The organism is Salmonella sp. 741265050_HSA (assembly GCF_046569445.1).
Taxonomy (GTDB): Bacteria; Pseudomonadota; Gammaproteobacteria; order Enterobacterales; family Enterobacteriaceae; genus Salmonella; species Salmonella enterica.
In genome coordinates this window covers 46,595-61,904 of the sequence record NZ_JBKFSV010000010.1, presented here as the reverse complement: position 1 = coordinate 61,904, position 15,310 = coordinate 46,595, and the positions used below count along the sequence as shown (strand labels likewise).

General features: G+C 53.0%; 19 protein-coding genes and 1 pseudogene. 4 read left to right on the top strand and 16 right to left on the bottom strand.

What is annotated here, in order from left to right:
- Positions 1 to 57: 57 nt before the first annotated feature.
- From ACLD4F_RS16070 to ulaA, 6 genes are read right to left on the bottom strand one after another with little or no spacing between them, the layout of a single operon-like run.
- On the bottom strand, positions 58 to 744 hold the full coding sequence (locus tag ACLD4F_RS16070; protein ID WP_001170770.1) for an L-ribulose-5-phosphate 4-epimerase: 687 nt from the start codon (positions 742 to 744) through the stop codon (positions 58 to 60).
- Positions 744 to 1,598 (bottom strand): L-ribulose-5-phosphate 3-epimerase UlaE, encoded by an 855-nt coding sequence (gene ulaE / locus ACLD4F_RS16065; protein ID WP_000949530.1) that lies wholly within the window; start codon positions 1,596 to 1,598, stop codon positions 744 to 746. The genes ACLD4F_RS16070 and ulaE overlap by 1 nt, the downstream gene beginning before the upstream one ends.
- A gap of 9 nt (positions 1,599 to 1,607) precedes the next feature.
- On the bottom strand, positions 1,608 to 2,258 hold the full coding sequence (gene ulaD, locus ACLD4F_RS16060) for a 3-keto-L-gulonate-6-phosphate decarboxylase UlaD (RefSeq protein WP_000056761.1): 651 nt from the start codon (positions 2,256 to 2,258) through the stop codon (positions 1,608 to 1,610).
- Between the two features lie 13 nt (positions 2,259 to 2,271).
- Entirely contained in the window at positions 2,272 to 2,736 is a 465-nt protein-coding gene (gene ulaC, locus ACLD4F_RS16055) for a PTS ascorbate transporter subunit IIA (RefSeq protein ID WP_411010928.1), read from the bottom strand.
- 9 nt (positions 2,737 to 2,745) lie between these two features.
- Positions 2,746 to 3,051, bottom strand: coding sequence for a PTS ascorbate transporter subunit IIB (gene ulaB, locus ACLD4F_RS16050; RefSeq protein WP_000218358.1), 306 nt, complete (start codon positions 3,049 to 3,051; stop codon positions 2,746 to 2,748).
- A 15-nt stretch (positions 3,052 to 3,066) separates the two neighbouring features.
- Complete coding sequence (gene ulaA, locus ACLD4F_RS16045; protein ID WP_000404876.1) at positions 3,067 to 4,464, bottom strand: PTS ascorbate transporter subunit IIC; 1,398 nt, start codon at positions 4,462 to 4,464, stop codon at positions 3,067 to 3,069.
- A 362-nt stretch (positions 4,465 to 4,826) separates the two neighbouring features.
- Here ulaA and ulaG point away from each other — a divergent pair, with 362 nt between their 5' ends.
- Both ulaG and ulaR read left to right on the top strand, forming a co-directional pair.
- Positions 4,827 to 5,891: an L-ascorbate 6-phosphate lactonase gene (ulaG, locus tag ACLD4F_RS16040; protein WP_000049161.1), complete on the top strand. Its 1,065-nt coding sequence runs from the start codon at positions 4,827 to 4,829 to the stop codon at positions 5,889 to 5,891.
- Between the two features lie 104 nt (positions 5,892 to 5,995).
- The gene (gene ulaR / locus ACLD4F_RS16035) at positions 5,996 to 6,751 is read left to right on the top strand and encodes an HTH-type transcriptional regulator UlaR (protein ID WP_000133620.1); all 756 of its coding nucleotides are present in this window, start codon (positions 5,996 to 5,998) and stop codon (positions 6,749 to 6,751) included.
- Here the strand turns inward: ulaR and yjfP are convergent.
- The gene (yjfP, locus tag ACLD4F_RS16030) at positions 6,748 to 7,497 is read right to left on the bottom strand and encodes an esterase (protein ID WP_076727921.1); all 750 of its coding nucleotides are present in this window, start codon (positions 7,495 to 7,497) and stop codon (positions 6,748 to 6,750) included. The two genes, ulaR and yjfP, sit on opposite strands and share 4 nt — an antisense overlap.
- 183 nt (positions 7,498 to 7,680) lie before the next feature.
- Between yjfP and bsmA the strand changes: the two genes are divergently transcribed.
- Together bsmA and yjfN are read left to right on the top strand one after the other, a co-directional pair.
- Positions 7,681 to 8,010, top strand: coding sequence for a biofilm peroxide resistance protein BsmA (gene bsmA / locus ACLD4F_RS16025; protein ID WP_000586836.1), 330 nt, complete (start codon positions 7,681 to 7,683; stop codon positions 8,008 to 8,010).
- A 130-nt stretch (positions 8,011 to 8,140) separates the two neighbouring features.
- Positions 8,141 to 8,416, top strand: a complete 276-nt coding sequence (gene yjfN, locus ACLD4F_RS16020; RefSeq protein WP_001542902.1) for a DUF1471 family protease activator YjfN — start codon at positions 8,141 to 8,143, stop codon at positions 8,414 to 8,416.
- A 44-nt stretch (positions 8,417 to 8,460) separates the two neighbouring features.
- Here the strand turns inward: yjfN and ACLD4F_RS16015 are convergent, their stop codons facing one another.
- From ACLD4F_RS16015 to rlmB, 9 genes and pseudogenes are all read right to left on the bottom strand, one after another.
- Positions 8,461 to 10,083 carry an isovaleryl-CoA dehydrogenase gene (locus tag ACLD4F_RS16015; protein ID WP_079981355.1) on the bottom strand — a complete coding sequence of 541 codons (1,623 nt, stop codon included), beginning with the start codon at positions 10,081 to 10,083 and terminating at the stop codon, positions 8,461 to 8,463.
- A gap of 84 nt (positions 10,084 to 10,167) precedes the next feature.
- Complete coding sequence (locus ACLD4F_RS16010; RefSeq protein ID WP_000943942.1) at positions 10,168 to 11,331, bottom strand: glutathionylspermidine synthase family protein; 1,164 nt, start codon at positions 11,329 to 11,331, stop codon at positions 10,168 to 10,170.
- A gap of 2 nt (positions 11,332 to 11,333) precedes the next feature.
- On the bottom strand, positions 11,334 to 11,972 hold the full coding sequence (locus ACLD4F_RS16005) for a DUF1190 domain-containing protein (protein WP_024797780.1): 639 nt from the start codon (positions 11,970 to 11,972) through the stop codon (positions 11,334 to 11,336).
- A 9-nt stretch (positions 11,973 to 11,981) separates the two neighbouring features.
- A complete protein-coding gene (locus tag ACLD4F_RS16000; protein WP_000547736.1) occupies positions 11,982 to 12,380 on the bottom strand; it encodes a DUF350 domain-containing protein in 399 nt (132 codons plus the stop codon).
- Between the two features lie 17 nt (positions 12,381 to 12,397).
- The gene (locus tag ACLD4F_RS15995; RefSeq protein ID WP_076727908.1) at positions 12,398 to 13,081 is read right to left on the bottom strand and encodes a YjfK family protein; all 684 of its coding nucleotides are present in this window, start codon (positions 13,079 to 13,081) and stop codon (positions 12,398 to 12,400) included.
- A gap of 121 nt (positions 13,082 to 13,202) precedes the next feature.
- A pseudogene (locus tag ACLD4F_RS15990) lies at positions 13,203 to 13,290 on the bottom strand (hypothetical protein); the annotation flags it as partial.
- Complete coding sequence (locus tag ACLD4F_RS15985) at positions 13,290 to 13,988, bottom strand: PspA/IM30 family protein (RefSeq protein WP_023195857.1); 699 nt, start codon at positions 13,986 to 13,988, stop codon at positions 13,290 to 13,292. The pseudogene ACLD4F_RS15990 and the gene ACLD4F_RS15985, both read right to left, overlap by 1 nt.
- Positions 13,989 to 14,002: 14 nt before the next feature.
- On the bottom strand, positions 14,003 to 14,407 hold the full coding sequence (locus tag ACLD4F_RS15980) for a YjfI family protein (protein WP_000312605.1): 405 nt from the start codon (positions 14,405 to 14,407) through the stop codon (positions 14,003 to 14,005).
- A 131-nt stretch (positions 14,408 to 14,538) separates the two neighbouring features.
- A complete protein-coding gene (gene rlmB / locus ACLD4F_RS15975; RefSeq protein ID WP_001293274.1) occupies positions 14,539 to 15,270 on the bottom strand; it encodes a 23S rRNA (guanosine(2251)-2'-O)-methyltransferase RlmB in 732 nt (243 codons plus the stop codon).
- Positions 15,271 to 15,310: the final 40 nt, after the last annotated feature.

The following is a 15,310-nucleotide window of genomic DNA, read 5'->3' as shown; positions in this document are numbered from 1 at the left end:
GAAGCTCCGGAATCTGACCAATTACATCCCTGAGGGATAGGATCCCGGAGCGTTGTTTTACTTCTGCCCGTAATACGCATTCGGACCATGCTTACGCATGAAGTGTTTATTCATCAGATAATCGTCGATGGGATTCAGCGCCGGGTTAATGCCGCGCGCAATCCACGCCATTTTTGCCACTTCCTCCATGACGACCGCGTTATGTACCGCATCGTGCGCATCTTTCCCCCAGGCGAACGGCCCGTGTTGATACACCACAATGCCTGGCGTATGCAGCGGTTCCACCTCGCCCAGCGTTTCGATGATCACCTTACCGGTGTTCAGCTCGTACTCGCCCTGCACTTCTTCTTCGCTTAACGCTCTGGTACAAGGAATATCGCCAAAGAAATAGTCCGCGTGCGTGGTACCGAGCGCCGGAATAGCCATCCCCGCCTGCGCCCATGCCGTGGCGTGGGTGGAGTGGGTATGAACGACGCCGCCAAGCGACGGATAGCGTTGATACAGCGCCAGATGGGTAGCGGTATCGGAAGAAGGACGATAACGTCCCTCCACCACTTTGCCATCCATATCCACCACCACCATGTCATCTACCTTCATGGTTTCATAGGCGACACCGCTTGGCTTAATCACCACCAATCCGCGTTCGCGATCGATAGCGCTGACGTTGCCCCAGGTAAACGTCACCAGTCCATAACGGGGCAAATCCATGTTAGCGTCAAATACCTGCTGCTTGAGCTTTTGCATTAGGCTGCCTCCACCAGACCGGCGCTGGCCATGCGCGCTTTCACCCAGTCACGCGCTTTCGCTACCTCTGCCGCCGGGTTCTCTGCTGTTTCGCTCCACATCTCAATCAGATAGGGCCCGCAATAGCCACTCTGTTTGAGCGTTTCGAAGCAGCGTTCGAAATCGACAACGCCTTCGCCAAACGGCACATTTTTGAACACGCCGGGTTTAGTATCTTTGACGTGTACCGCGACGATATGCCCGATTCCCGCCTGTAGCTCCATCTGTACGTCGTTATCCCAGGCAGACAGATTGCCGATATCCGGATAGAGCTGGAACCACGGGTTATTGAGGTAGTGAGCATAGCCCAGCGCTTTACTGATGGAATTCATCAATGGATAATCCATGATCTCCATCGCCAGCGTCACCTGGGCGCGGCTGGCCATATCAACGCTCTCTTTTAACCCATCGCGGAAGCGGCAACGCGTTTCGTCGTTGGCCTGCTGATAGTAAACGTCGTACCCCGCCAGTTGAATGACGCGAATCCCGACGTCTTGCGCAAACTGAATCGCTTTACGCATAATCTCCAGCCCCTGCGCCCGTACCGCGTCATCTTCGCTACCGAGCGGAAAACGACGATGCGCGCTCAGACACATGGACGGCACGCGCACGCCGGTTTCAGCAACCGCGCTCACCAGCGCCAGGCGCTGCTCGCGACTCCAGTCGAGCCGCGCCAGTCGGGCGTCGGTCTCGTCCACCGACATTTCAACGAAGTCAAAACCCAGCGTTTTCGCCAGCCGCAGGCGCTCCAGCCAGCACTCCCCGGCAGGGAGCGCTTTTTCATAGATGCCGAGCGGAATTTGTTTCGACAGCATAGCCGCTCCTTAGCCCCACAGTTGGGCAATGGAGCGTTTGAACTGCCGTGCGGCTTCTACCGGCGATTCGGCATCGCGAATGCTACGCCCCGCGATAAAGACATGGATCGGAATGCCTTTGAACAGCGGCAGGTCTTCCAGCGCCAGTCCGCCGGTCACGGTCACTTTAAAGCCCATATCGGAGAGTCGCTTAATCGCGGTAATATCCGCCTCGCCCCACGCCACGCCTGCGGCCTGCGCGTCACGGCTGCGGTGATAAACCACTTGCTGAATGCCCGCATCACGCCACTGCTGCGCCTGTTCCCAGGTCCAGTAACCGGTCAGCTCGATCTGCACGTCGCCGTTGAACTCTTTCGCCACATCCAGCGCGCCTTTTGCGGTGTTGATGTCGGCGCAGCAAATGACCGTCACCCAGTCCGCGTTGGCTTCGAAACACATACGGGAGAGGATTTTACCGGCATCGGCAATTTTGGCGTCCGCCAGCACGATTTTGTGCGGATAGAGTGCTTTCAGGTCGCGAACCGCACGCACGCCTTCGCCAACGCACAGAATGGTGCCCACTTCGATAATGTCGACTTCTTCGGCAATCAGGCGAGTGGTTTCATAGGCGCTATCCATAGTCTGGTTGTCCAGCGCGACTTGCAACATCGGTAATGACATGTTCAATTCCTTCTTAAGCTACCGCGTTGGTGCGGTCAATGAGATCCAGGGCTTCCTGCGCGGTACGGCAGGCGCGTAAACGGTCAAAATTGGCTTCGTCTTCAAACAGATTAACGATCTGCATGATGCCTACTTCCTGATGGGTATTGGCGTCTACTGCCGCCATGGTGATCAGAATATCCACCGGATCGTTATCTTCGTGGTTGAACTCCAGCGGCTTTTTCAGGGTCACCAGAGAAAAACCGGTTTTCTTGACCCCTTCTTCCGGGCGGCCATGCGGCATCGCCAGGCCGGGGGCAATCACAAAATAGGGGCCAAACTGCTCAACGCCATCGAGAATGGCCTGGTAATAGCGCGGCTCCACCACGTCGGCAGCCACCAGTAAATCGACGCCGATCTTGACGGCTTCCTGCCAGGTATTCGCTTCAGCCTGCAGGCGGATAGAATTATTCTCCGCCAGTGAATCACGTAATTTCATGTTGCATCCTTACTTCACATCTTGCGGGAAATGTTCTTTGATCACTTCCAGCAGTTTCGGGCCGAAGTCAGCTGGAGAGAGCATGTTGCGCACGCCAACCACATATTTGTTGCCGGTCACGCTGATTTCGCCTGCAATATGGGTAGAAGCGATGATGATATCCGCGCCGCTCAACTCGCTTTTGTACTCGCCAACCGCGCAGCTGTTTACCGTGTGGTCAATGTTTGATTGGGTTAAAAACTGGTCCACTTTCATTTTCATGATCATGGAACTGCCTTGTCCGTTGCCACACACAGCCAGAATACGTACGGTCATAATCAAAACTCCTTATTAAGCAGACTGTTCTGCCAGTTGTTTTTCTGCATCTTCTTCTGCGCGCAGTGCGCGGCCAGCGAAGAACATATAAGCCAGTGCAATTACAATGATGACGGCCATAAAGGCGATACCGAGGGAGAAGAAGCCCTGCATCATCGGCGGTGCCAGAATCGACCAGTCCGCCATGCCCATCCAGGCACTCATACCGGTGAGTTTCACCGCCCAGACGCAACCAAAGATTTCGATCATCCCCATCACCAGACAAATCTTCAGCGCCGCACGCCAGCCGCCGAAGTGGTTAGCGAACACGCCGATAGTGGCGTTAGAGAAGAACATCGGGATAAAGCCAGGAATAATCAGGATCGAGGAGCCGCAGGCAACCAGGATGCCAACCGCAATCAGCTGGCCGATGGTGCCCCACATAAAGCCCCAGACCACCGCGTTAGGCGCGAAGCTATAAATAGCCGCACAGTCAATCGCCAGTACTGCGCCCGGAATCAGACGCTGGGAGATACCGTTAAAGGCCTCAGAGAGCTCGGCGACAAACATACGCACGCCCTGAGTAATAATGAAAATCGCCACCGCAAAGGAGAAACCGGTTTGCAGGATGTAGACCGTCCAGTGCACTTTGCCCGCCATCGCCTGCACGGTGTCGATACCGAAGGAGAGCAGAATGGCACCAAAGAAGATGGTCATTACAATCGCCGTGGAGACGATGTTGTCGTGGAAAATGTTCAGCCAGCCCGGCAGTTTGAGATCTTCAACGCTCTCCTCTTTTTTGCCCAGGAACGGCGCGACTTTATAGGCAATCCAGGAAGCAAACTGCTGCTGGTGACCGATGGAGAAACCGCAGCCGTCCGTCACTTCCTGAGTCGGCTTGTACATCATGTTGGAGGTAATACCCCAGTACAGGGAAACCAGTATCGCCGTGCAGATAATGGTGGTCCACATGGAATAGCCGAAGATATAGAAAGAGACCGCAATCAGCCCCGCCTGCTGGAACATGATGTGCCCGGTCAACATGATGGTGCGAATACCGGTAATGCGTCGCAACAAGACGTAACAAATATTCAGCGCCAGCGCGAGCAACACCGCGTAGCCTACCCAACTATACGCATCACCCATCCGCTCGATCGTTGCCATCATCGAAGCATAGGTATCGGAAATCGCGCCGTTGATGCCGTAAACCTCAGACATTTTCGCCACCACCGGTTTAAAGGTGCTGGTCAGAATGCCGGACCCGGCCTGTAGCAGCATGAAGCCAATGATGGTTTTGATCGTCCCTTTGATGATCACGCTGACGCTTTTACGCAGCAGGATATAGCCCAGGCAGGTCACAATACCCAGTAATAGCGGGGCATTGGTCATTACCTGATTAAAAAAAATGGTAAAGATGTTGTAGAGGATCTCCATAACGATCTCCGGTAGACAAGGTTGCTGAGTCGCAGGCGCTCAGAATAATGTCCCTCCACTGTAATTTTCAAAAGTAATCACAACAAGATTGAATTTGATTAAATGTGACGTAGCGCGCAAATAATTAGCACACTTAATACATGGTTTACTTATAAATAACTCATTTCTTCATTAAAATAAGTAAAATCATAAAGATGAATACATCCCCATGACGCCAGAAAAGATTAAGTTTTCTTCTGGCTGCGTTCTCCCCTACCCAAAAGTCAAAAAATAGCCCATTGCCTTCTTGAGAAAATAGTGTCAGGATTAATCAAAACAAATCACGTTTTGAACTATTTTGAACAAACATGAAGGTAAATGCGATGAGTAAAGTACAAAGCATCACGCGTGAATCATGGATTCTGAGCACGTTTCCGGAGTGGGGAAGCTGGCTGAACGAAGAGATTGAGCAAGAGCAGGTCGCGCCGGGTACGTTCGCTATGTGGTGGCTGGGCTGTACCGGTATCTGGCTAAAATCTGAAGGCGGCACTAACGTATGCGTCGATTTCTGGTGCGGTACCGGTAAACAGAGCCACGGTAACCCGTTGATGAAAACCGGCCATCAGATGCAGCGTATGGCTGGCGTCAAAAAATTACAGCCTAACCTGCGCACCACGCCGTTTGTTCTCGATCCTTTCGCTATCCGTCAGATTGACGCCGTACTGGCGACCCACGACCATAACGATCATATTGACGTCAATGTCGCGGCTGCCGTAATGCAGAATTGCGCCGATGATGTTCCGTTTATCGGCCCGCAGACCTGCGTGGATTTATGGGTTGGCTGGGGCGTGCCGAAAGAACGCTGCATCGTGGTAAAACCGGGCGATGTCGTGAAAGTGAAAGATATTGAAATTCATGCGCTTGATGCCTTTGACCGTACCGCATTAATCACCCTGCCTGCCGATCAGAAAGCCGCTGGCGTACTGCCGGACGGCATGGATGTACGCGCGGTTAACTATCTGTTTAAAACGCCGGGCGGCAATCTCTATCACAGCGGCGATTCTCACTATTCCAACTACTACGCGAAACACGGCAACGAACATCAAATTGATGTCGCGCTCGGTTCTTACGGTGAAAACCCACGCGGTATTACGGACAAAATGACCAGCGCGGATATTTTACGCATGGCGGAATCGCTGAATACCAAAGTGGTGATCCCGTTCCATCACGATATCTGGTCGAACTTCCAGGCCGATCCGCAAGAGATCCGCGTGCTATGGGAAATGAAGAAAGATCGCCTGAAGTATGGTTTTAAACCGTTTATCTGGCAGGTTGGCGGCAAGTTTACCTGGCCGCTGGATAAAGACAATTTCGAATACCACTATCCGCGTGGGTTTGACGATTGCTTTACCATTGAACCCGATCTACCGTTCAAATCCTTCCTGTGAGTCGATATCATGCCGGGATTACCCGGCATTTTTTCCATTTACTTTAGTATTTCCAGGCTATTTCAAATATCATCTTTTCAAATCAATTTGTATCGGAATAGCTCATGACTGAAGCACAAAGACATCAAATACTGCTGGATATGCTGGCACAGTTGGGCTTTGTTACCGTCGAAAACGTGATTGAGCGTCTGGGGATCTCCCCGGCGACAGCGCGCCGCGACATCAACAAGCTCGACGAAAGCGGGAAACTTAAAAAAGTGCGCAACGGCGCAGAGGCCATTACCCAACAGCGGCCCCGCTGGACGCCGATGAATCTGCACCAGGCGCAAAACCACGATGAAAAAGTACGCATCGCGAAAGCGGCGTCGCAGCTGGTAAACCCGGGTGAAAGCGTAGTGATTAACTGCGGCTCCACCGCTTTCCTGCTGGGGCGCGAAATGTGCGGGAAGCCGGTACAGATCATTACCAACTATCTGCCGCTGGCGAATTATCTGATCGATCAAGAGCATGAAAGCGTGATTATCATGGGTGGTCAGTATAATAAAAGCCAGTCGATTACCCTGAGCCCGCAGGGAAGTGAAAACAGTCTCTATGCGGGCCACTGGATGTTTACCAGCGGAAAGGGCTTAACCGCGGATGGCCTGTACAAGACCGATATGCTAACCGCCATGGCGGAACAAAAAATGCTCAGCGTCGTCGGGAAACTGGTCGCGCTGGTCGATAGCAGTAAAATTGGCGAGCGCGCGGGAATGCTGTTCAGCCGCGCCGATCAGATCGCTATGCTGATTACCGGCAAAAATGCCAATCCGCAAGTTTTGCAACAGCTTGAAGCCCAGGGTGTAAGCATACTCCGCGTTTAAAGATGCTGTCGGAAAAACGCTACCGTCGCCGACAACGCTTCTGGCGTAATGCGATGCCGCACGCCTGCGGCCCATAAACAGGTCACATGCTTATCCAGCTTCGCCCCGGCGAGTGCCTGCTGGAGCCGGAAGGTTTCGATAGCAGGCACCACGTCATCCTCCTGACCATGCCACAACAGAAGCGGCCTGTCGGCCAGTCGCTCTAACTGGTGTGTGACTTCCCATTCACGTAGCGGCGCAATGATATTGTCGAATTCCGCCTGCTGTACCGGGTTCTGCGGGGATAACGGCGGGAAAAGCGTCCGGGCGAGCCCGGTAAAATAGCCCGACCCCATTAAACTGGCCCCGCATTTTACCTCTTGGTGACGCGTCATAATGCCCAGCGCCGTCATACCGCCCATGGATGCGCCGCCCACCGCTAACCGCCCGTCAAGTAGCCAGTTTTCCGCCTGAATCGCCGCACGTAACGTCGTAAATTCCTGCATGTTTTGGTGCAGAATCTGCCAGAATCGGTGTATCCGTCCCTGTGAGTCGCCGCCGAAGCGAGCGCCATGCTCCGGCGCATCCGGCATGACTACCCGGAATCCTGCCTGTGCCAGGGCAACGGCAAAATAACTATAAACCAGGCTGGAGGAGGTGAAGCCATGATAGAACACCACACAGGGAAGCGGCACGGCGCGTTTCCCTTCCGGGAAGGCATGTAGTACGACGCCTCCGGCTAATTGTCGTGTTTCAATCGCTATCATTATTCTCTCCTTTTTATCCGGTATGCCACGGAGAAATACTTAACGCAAGTTTATGGATAGCGCAATAATTCATAATGTTTGAGAACTGGGTTACGCTTTCGCAACGTTTTCATTCGAAAATCGCGTGACAGGTAACACTTCGGGAACATTCCCCCTAAAGGGAAATCAATAAGGCATTACACTATGATTATCAGGAAACGAGATAGAGTTATGCGTCGGTTTGCTTCATTGATAGCAGCGCTGTTATTAAGCGCGTGTAGCGTGCTGCAGGGTACGCCGCAACCTGCACCGCCTGTCGCCGATCACCCGCAGGAAATCCGTCGCGATCAAACGCAAGGACTACAGCGGATGGGGACCGTAAGCGCGCTGGTTCGGGGCTCCCCGGATGATGCAATAGATGAAATCAGAGCGAAAGCCGTCGCTGCGAAAGCCGATTATTACGTTATCTTAATGGTTGATGAAACGGTTGTAACCGGCCAGTGGTATTCACAAGCCATTTTGTATCGTCAATAACAGTAGATTGATTTTTAGTCAGTTTTACATTGCTTTGCGCCCCTATGCGTTTACCTGTGCACAATACACAAACAGGTTTACCGTGATGGAGCGTCCTGTTAAATGCGGGGTATGTAATAAGGAGCTGACGATGAAACAAGAACTTGCCTTATCCTCACTGCTGCTTTCTGCCGGACTGGTGAGTACGACGGCACAGTCTGCCGAATTCGCCAGTGCTGACTGCGTAACGGGTCTGAATGAAATCGGCCTGATCTCGGTCAGTAATATTGCAGGAAACCCACAGGATGTGGAGCGGATTATCGCCCTGAAAGCCGACGAACAGGGTGCGTCCTGGTACAGAATTATTCAAATGTATGAAGAACAACAGTCGGATAACTGGCGCGTACAGGCGATACTCTATGCCTGATGCCGCGTGGCTCGCGCCGGATGGCATGTACTACAGGTCAAACGTTACCGCAGTCCCCCGGTCGCCCTTAACAGTAAATCATTTTGCACCTGGGCAGGCAGCGGCATTTCGCCGCGTGTATCCAGCATCATCTGACACCACGCTTGCGCCAGCGGCGGCGAGGCATGACGCAGCATTTCCGCTCCGCATCCCAGCAAGAAAAGCTGCTGCGTAATCTCTCTGCCCATTGCTTCGTCCGGTTTGCGTAAACGTTGCTGTAGCTGGCGTACCGCGCGGTCGTAATGGCGATCCTGACCTTTGACTTCCGCAAAAGCTTCACTCAATACGTCATAGACGCCGTGTTGTTTTGTCAGCACCCGCAGTACATCCAGACACATGATATTGCCGGAACCTTCCCAGATACTGTTCACCGGCATTTCACGGTACAGGCGCGGGAGTTCGCTCTCTTCGCAATACCCCATCCCGCCGAGAACCTCCATCGCCTCAGCCACAAAAGGGATTCCCTGCTTACAGATGGCGAATTTCGCCGCTGGCGTGAATAATCGCGCCCATAATGCCTCTTTCGCCTCGCGACGTTGCTCCCAGGCGCGCGCCAGCCGAAACAAAAGCGCCGTCTGCCCCTCCAGGCATAGCGCCATACGACTTAAGGTTTGTCGCATCAACGGTTGTTCGATCAGCGGCTTACCAAAAGCCTGACGCTGATGAGCATGGTAAATGGCGACTGAAAATGCGCGCCGCATTAAGCCATGACTCCCGAGCGCGCAATCAAGACGCGTCATACCGCCCATCTTTAAGATTTGCCGAATCCCTTCGCCCTCTTCTCCCAGCCGCCAGCCGACGGTATCCTGAAACTCGACTTCGGCGCTGGCATTAGATCGATTACCGAGTTTATCTTTCAGGCGTTCAAGACGAACAGAGTTCCGTTGCCCGTCTGGCAGGAAACGCGGCACAAAGAAACAGGATAGTCCTCCTTTTGCCTGCGCCAGCACGAGGTGCGCATCGCTTTGCGGCACAGAGAAAAACCATTTATGTCCCACCAGCCGATATGAATCATCCGCCAGCCGCTCCGCGTGGGTCGTATTACTGAGTACGTCCGATCCGCCCTGCTTTTCCGTCATTCCCATGCCGATAAGCAGGCCCCGTTTTTGCCCGCCCGGCAGCAAATGAGAATCGTAGCGATCGCTGCGCAGCGGCGCCAGCCAGTCATGGAAAGTGGCGGGAAGCATCTGCAATAGCAACGGCGTCGCGGCAAAGGTCATCGTGACAGGACAGAGTGTTCCCGCTTCTACCTGAGCATGTAATACAAAACGCGCCGCCCGGGCGACAAAACTTCCCGCCCTTGCCTCTTCCTCCCAGGCCAGGTTATGTACCCGATTAGCGCAAAGCCCCTGCATCAACAGGTGCCAGGCGGGGTGAAAGCGAACGTCATCCAAACGCTGTCCCTGGGGATCGTAACGCAGCAACTCAGGAGGATGCGCGTTCGCCAGACGCCCCAGTTCCAGTGATTCCGCCGTTCCCAGTTGTTGGCCAATGCTGGCGAGAAGATCGCTATCCCATCCCGCGCCTTCCCGGGAAACCGCTTCACACAGCGCGCCATCAGACAGGAATAAGTTACTGTTATTGAGCGGAGCAGGTTGATTAAAGACGGTATGTGTTTGCCAGGACATGGTGTCTCCCTCCTTCAATGGCGCTGAAGTCAAGTATGGTCATGACTGCGCCATTGACGCCGGAGCAAGATCACAAAAGTATGATTAACCGGCAATATAATGTGGGACGAAACGGGAAGTGTCTTTGGTAATTAGCGTATTGTCCTCGCGAATCCCCATTCCGGAGGCTTCATCGTCAATGATCCAACTGCCAATCAGCGTATAGCTATCGCCAAAGCGCGGCAAAGGCTGAAACGCCTGGTAAATCATCGGCTCGTCAGCGTAGTCGCCGTCGGCATGATCGATAACATTTTGCCGCTCGTCGAAAATCGTGACGTTGCCGCCTTCACGTGAATAAATCGGCTTCCGCACGCTGCTTTCACCTGGCGCTGCGAGCGATTTTTCGCCCTCAAACCAGGCCGGCAGCAGATTCGGATGGCCTGGGAAAAAGCGCCACAATAACGGCAACAGCCCTTTGTTACTCAGAATACTTTTCCACAATGGCTCAATCCATTGCTCTCGCCGTTTTCGCAGCAGCGGGCCGTTGTCGTCGCGCATCATCCATTCCAGCGGGTAGAGCTTAAAGGCGCGGCGAATCACGTTATCGTCCAGATCGGTCAGCACGCCGCCTACGCCAAGCCCCAGTTCTTCAATATAGATAAATCGCGTTTCCTGGCCCGCCTGCTGCGCGCAATCCTGAAGGTACAGCACCGTCGTGCGATCTTCGTCGGTATCTTCACAACAGCAAAAGTAGAGCGGTTCCCGACTGTACAGCTCGCTGAAGCGGGCGATCAGCCGCTCCTGTATCGCGTTGTATTGATCGGCATCACGCGGAATGGCGCCGCTACGACGGGCATCCTCCAGCCATAGCCATTGAAAGTAGGAGGACTCATAGAGCGACGTCGGCGTATCCGCATTGTATTCCAGCAATTTAACCGGATCTTTGCCGCACCAGACGAAATCCATCCGCCCGTAAAGCGAAGGATCGCGGCTGCGCCAACTTTCGGCGATGACATCCCAGTACAATGGCGGGATCGCCAGCTGCTGCATGATCTGCTCATCCCGGACGGCCCGCTCGACAATCTCCAGACACATCTGATGAAGCTCTGCGGTCGGTTTTTCGATCTGTTCTTCAATTTGCCGTAATGTAAAACGGTAGGCCCGGCTTTCATCCCAGTAAATTTCGTTATCGATAACATGAAAGTCAAAACCGTGATCGCAGGCGATCTTATCCAGATCCCGGCGTACCGGTACGTTATGTCGTAGCATGGTTAGCCTCCCCAGTGCCCGCGGGCGCTGGAAGAACGGCCATAGCCGCCGCGGGAGACGGTGGACGCTTTCCGTGTCGTATAACCAGGGCTGGTCGCGGTATCGCTTTTCCCTGTACCGCTGCGCCACGCATAATCGCCGGATGTGGTGCGCCAGACGGGACGGGAGGCGTAGGATGAACCACCGCTGCTATAGATGTATTGTTCGTCACGGTTTTGACGAATCGCGCGGCTGAGCAAAAAGCCGCTTAATACCGGAACCCAACTCCGATCGGTGCTATCAAAGTAGCAATCGCCAAACTGCGACTGACAGCTCTCCTGCGTCAATTGCTTAGGCACATTCGCGTAAAATTCTGTTTTCGCATTATTCCAGCCGTCAGCGCAAACGCTGGCGCTATTGCCATCGTCAATACAGTCGTTCACCGTGGCGTAAAACGTCCCATCGCCGTCGTTGTCAGTATTGCCGCCATCACCGCACCCTTTCAGGAGAAAAAAGGCCGCTCCGCCCATAATCGCCAGCGTCAGGCATTTTGGCGTGTAGCGATTTCGTTGCCGCTCAAAGGGATTAACCGGTTCGGCTATCCGTCTTATTGCCGAATGGCCTACGCCGGATGTGCTTCTGGATTTTCGTTTTTTTGCCATGATCTTCCGTTACCATGTCATACAGGCAGCGTTAAAAATACCGCCAGCCAGCGCTGCGGTTCCCATAAATAGCCCCGCCGCCACGTTGTGATGAATAATTTTTTCGCTCAGCGTAGGCATGTATAACCTTACGCAGCCATAAATCAGCAGCTGAATCACCAGCGCAATGCCGCCCCAGGCAAAATAGTCCGGGATGCTGACCGAGTTTATCGCCGCGCTGGATAAGGGGATGACATAGCCCAGCAACGTACCGCTAAAGGCCAGCGATGCCGCAGTATTGTTATTTTTTATCAACTGCCATTCATTATGCGGTGTTATCTTTGAGTAAATAAAAAGAAATGCGATGACCATTGCCGCGCCAATAAAAAAATAGGCGCAGAAAGCCAGTAATGCGTCCAGTATATGCATAATTTCCCTGTATGTGCTTAACCAATAACCGTCAGTGAGGTGAGCGGGATATCCACGCCGAGGGCGCGTGAAAACACCCATTCAGGCTCACCGCGCTCGTTAAATGATTCTTCCCCGTTCAATAGAAGATACTCCCAGGCGTCGTCCATCACCTGGCGCTGGAAGCCCATCGTAAAATTGTGAACGTCCCATTTCTCTGACTGCTGATTTTCAACCTTTTCCAGCATATAGACAGGTTCAATATTGCCCGGCTCTTCATGGTTAAAAAAGCGCTGCCAGCGCCGTTCTTGCCAGTTGAGCGTCATCGGCCCTATTGCCGCTGGCGCAATGGCTGAACGCCAGTGACGTTCCTCGTTAATACCGAAACTTTCCTCATATACAAAAAGTTTGATGTCATCAATGTCGTCAACATCTGTGCCGCCAGTGGTGTTAATTTGCAAAAACTCATCGCCAGAGGTGTAGTAGCGAAAAATCTGACTGCCGCCGCCTAAATCTATGCGACTAACTGCCGCGACAGTGTATTTTTCACCCGGTAGCTCCACCAGCAACGACGACTCCAGTAGCCGAAATGCCAGCGTATCCAGCGTGAAACCGGCGTTAAGATGTAATCCTAATGGTCCGCGAATCGGCGCTGGCGCGCTTGTTTTACCGAGCAAACGCTGAAAAAATTGCATCATAGGGGAACCTCTATCTCTTGCCATGCGACCTCTTCAGCCAGAATGCGATTGTCGTTAGGCATAATGCCATTTGAGATCGCGCATTCATGTGCCGTCTCGTATGAAAGCGACGAGCTCAGCACGGTAGCGCGCTTTCGCGCTACCGATAACAAAGCAGATACTGCCCGATAAACAGGCCAGGTCAGTCTGGACAAATGCCGCTGGCAGGTTTTGACCATCCATGTAAAGAGCATTACTCGCCTTGTTGACGCTGCAAGCGCGCCAGCACATCCTGGGCGCAGCTTTTGTTGGTTGCGCCAATACCGGCCTGCGCCAGTTTTTCGTCCAGGTCGCGTCCATCGGCGACTTTTTCCAGCTGCGCGGCGGCATCCAGCCGGGCCTGGCGTTCAGCCTGACGCGTTTGTAAACGTTTAAGCGACTCCGCCGCCGTAGACACATTCGACGCGGCTCCGACGGTCGACGTCGTCACCGCCTGCTGCGCGCGCTGCATGGCTTCTGTCGCCTTAACCACTTCAAGTTGCTGCTCAAACTGCGCAATCCGCTGGCCTGTCGCCGTTACGGCCTTCTCCACCGCATCGCGAGAGGCTTCCAGATTAGTCAGCACCTGTTCTTCGGCAAGAATGGCATTTTCCAGACGGGCTATTTCTTCCGCCACTTCGTTGAGTAAAGCGGCGTCGACATTCTTACTCATTGCCGCCAACGCCCGTGTTTCAAGGCTGGCTTTACGCTCACGTAAATCATTCAGCTTGTCATGGCTTAACTTCACCCGCGCCAATAAATCCACTCTGGATTTACCCGCTTTATCCAGCTCGGCTTTTGCGTCGCGAATATGCTGCTCCAGCATACGTACACCCTGTGCTTCATCAATGGCTTCTTCTGCCTGAGCAACGAATGATTTACCTAACGTGAACAAACTTTTTAAAATTCCCATGTAAGCCGCCTGTATTATTCCTGTGAATAGACTTGTGTTATTTCAGCGATATCCAACGCATTTTCTACAAGCGTGGTGATTTCCAGCGTCACGTCGGCAAGCGACGAATTTAACGACAACGCGCCAAAAGCGACATAATATTCCTCCTGTTTTACCTGGGTAATACCGACCGAAGACAGCGGTAAAACCTTCTGATTTCTCAGTAAGAAAAGATTAAATTCCGCGGTATCTCTAATCGTATTTACCGGACAAATATAAGTTTCGATAACTATTTGTTGCGAGGTAAATAAAACCGCCAGTGGTAAATCGCCATAATCATTCATTTTTATTATTAATGAAGATTCATTATTTTCTATATCAATATCTAATTCGGCGATGTTGTTTAACGCATCCGCCAGCGTCCGTGGAGTCCATGCCATATTATTATCTCTATCTCTTTTTTATAAATAAAAGAAATTACAGGGTGGGTTTTGCTTTTTATATTACCAGCCAAAGATAAAAAAAAACCATCCGATTATGGATGGTTTTTTCTTAAAAAATACTATTAGCGTCAGGTGCGCTGGCGAACGGCTTCAAACAGACAAATCCCGGTCGCCACAGAGACATTCAGCGACGACACGCTACCAGCCATAGGAATGCTGATCAGCTCATCGCAGTGCTCACGGGTCAGACGACGCATACCTTCACCTTCTGCGCCCATGACCAGCGCCATGCGGCCAGGCATTTTGCTCTGATACAGCGTATGGTCAGCCTCGCCCGCCGTCCCGACAATCCAGATATTCTCTTCCTGCAACATGCGCATCGTGCGCGCCAGGTTGGTGACGCGGATCAACGGCACGCTTTCCGCTGCGCCGCAGGCGACTTTCTTCGCCGTCGCGTTAAGTTGCGCGGAGCGGTCTTTCGGCACGATTACCGCATGTACGCCAGCGGCATCGGCGCTGCGCAGACAGGCGCCAAGATTATGCGGATCGGTGACGCCATCGAGGATCAACAAAAAGGGGCGATCGTGTAATGCGATCAGATCCGGCAGATCGTTTTCCTGATACTGCCGGCCTGGTTTCACGCGAGCGATAATGCCCTGATGCACGGCACCGTCGCTTTTCTCGTCGAGATATTGGCGGTTTGCCAGCTGGATAACCACGCCCTGGGACTCAAGGGCGTGAATCAGCGGCAACAGACGTTTATCTTCACGGCCTTTTAAAATAAAGACTTCCTGAAAACGTTCAGGGGCGCGCTCCAGCAGGGCCTGCACTGCGTGGATGCCGTAAATCATTTCGCTCATTAATGTACTCATTGTTTACGTTTTGCCGGGGGCGCTACGC

Excerpts from the sequence above, each read along its gene's own strand:
- ACLD4F_RS16070 (WP_001170770.1), bottom strand. The coding sequence starts at position 744 with ATGCAAAAGCTCAAGCAGCAGGTATTTGACGCTAACATGGATTTGCCC.
- ulaE (WP_000949530.1), bottom strand. The coding sequence starts at position 1,598 with ATGCTGTCGAAACAAATTCCGCTCGGCATCTATGAAAAAGCGCTCCCT.
- ulaD (WP_000056761.1), bottom strand. The coding sequence starts at position 2,258 with ATGTCATTACCGATGTTGCAAGTCGCGCTGGACAACCAGACTATGGAT.
- ulaC (WP_411010928.1), bottom strand. The coding sequence starts at position 2,736 with ATGAAATTACGTGATTCACTGGCGGAGAATAATTCTATCCGCCTGCAG.
- ulaB (WP_000218358.1), bottom strand. The coding sequence starts at position 3,051 with ATGACCGTACGTATTCTGGCTGTGTGTGGCAACGGACAAGGCAGTTCC.
- ulaA (WP_000404876.1), bottom strand. The coding sequence starts at position 4,464 with ATGGAGATCCTCTACAACATCTTTACCATTTTTTTTAATCAGGTAATG.
- ulaG (WP_000049161.1), top strand. The coding sequence starts at position 4,827 with ATGAGTAAAGTACAAAGCATCACGCGTGAATCATGGATTCTGAGCACG.
- ulaR (WP_000133620.1), top strand. The coding sequence starts at position 5,996 with ATGACTGAAGCACAAAGACATCAAATACTGCTGGATATGCTGGCACAG.
- yjfP (WP_076727921.1), bottom strand. The coding sequence starts at position 7,497 with ATGATAGCGATTGAAACACGACAATTAGCCGGAGGCGTCGTACTACAT.
- bsmA (WP_000586836.1), top strand. The coding sequence starts at position 7,681 with ATGATTATCAGGAAACGAGATAGAGTTATGCGTCGGTTTGCTTCATTG.
- yjfN (WP_001542902.1), top strand. The coding sequence starts at position 8,141 with ATGAAACAAGAACTTGCCTTATCCTCACTGCTGCTTTCTGCCGGACTG.
- ACLD4F_RS16015 (WP_079981355.1), bottom strand. The coding sequence starts at position 10,083 with ATGTCCTGGCAAACACATACCGTCTTTAATCAACCTGCTCCGCTCAAT.
- ACLD4F_RS16010 (WP_000943942.1), bottom strand. The coding sequence starts at position 11,331 with ATGCTACGACATAACGTACCGGTACGCCGGGATCTGGATAAGATCGCC.
- ACLD4F_RS16005 (WP_024797780.1), bottom strand. The coding sequence starts at position 11,972 with ATGGCAAAAAAACGAAAATCCAGAAGCACATCCGGCGTAGGCCATTCG.
- ACLD4F_RS16000 (WP_000547736.1), bottom strand. The coding sequence starts at position 12,380 with ATGCATATACTGGACGCATTACTGGCTTTCTGCGCCTATTTTTTTATT.
- ACLD4F_RS15995 (WP_076727908.1), bottom strand. The coding sequence starts at position 13,081 with ATGGCAAGAGATAGAGGTTCCCCTATGATGCAATTTTTTCAGCGTTTG.
- ACLD4F_RS15985 (WP_023195857.1), bottom strand. The coding sequence starts at position 13,988 with ATGGGAATTTTAAAAAGTTTGTTCACGTTAGGTAAATCATTCGTTGCT.
- ACLD4F_RS15980 (WP_000312605.1), bottom strand. The coding sequence starts at position 14,407 with ATGGCATGGACTCCACGGACGCTGGCGGATGCGTTAAACAACATCGCC.
- rlmB (WP_001293274.1), bottom strand. The coding sequence starts at position 15,270 with ATGAGCGAAATGATTTACGGCATCCACGCAGTGCAGGCCCTGCTGGAG.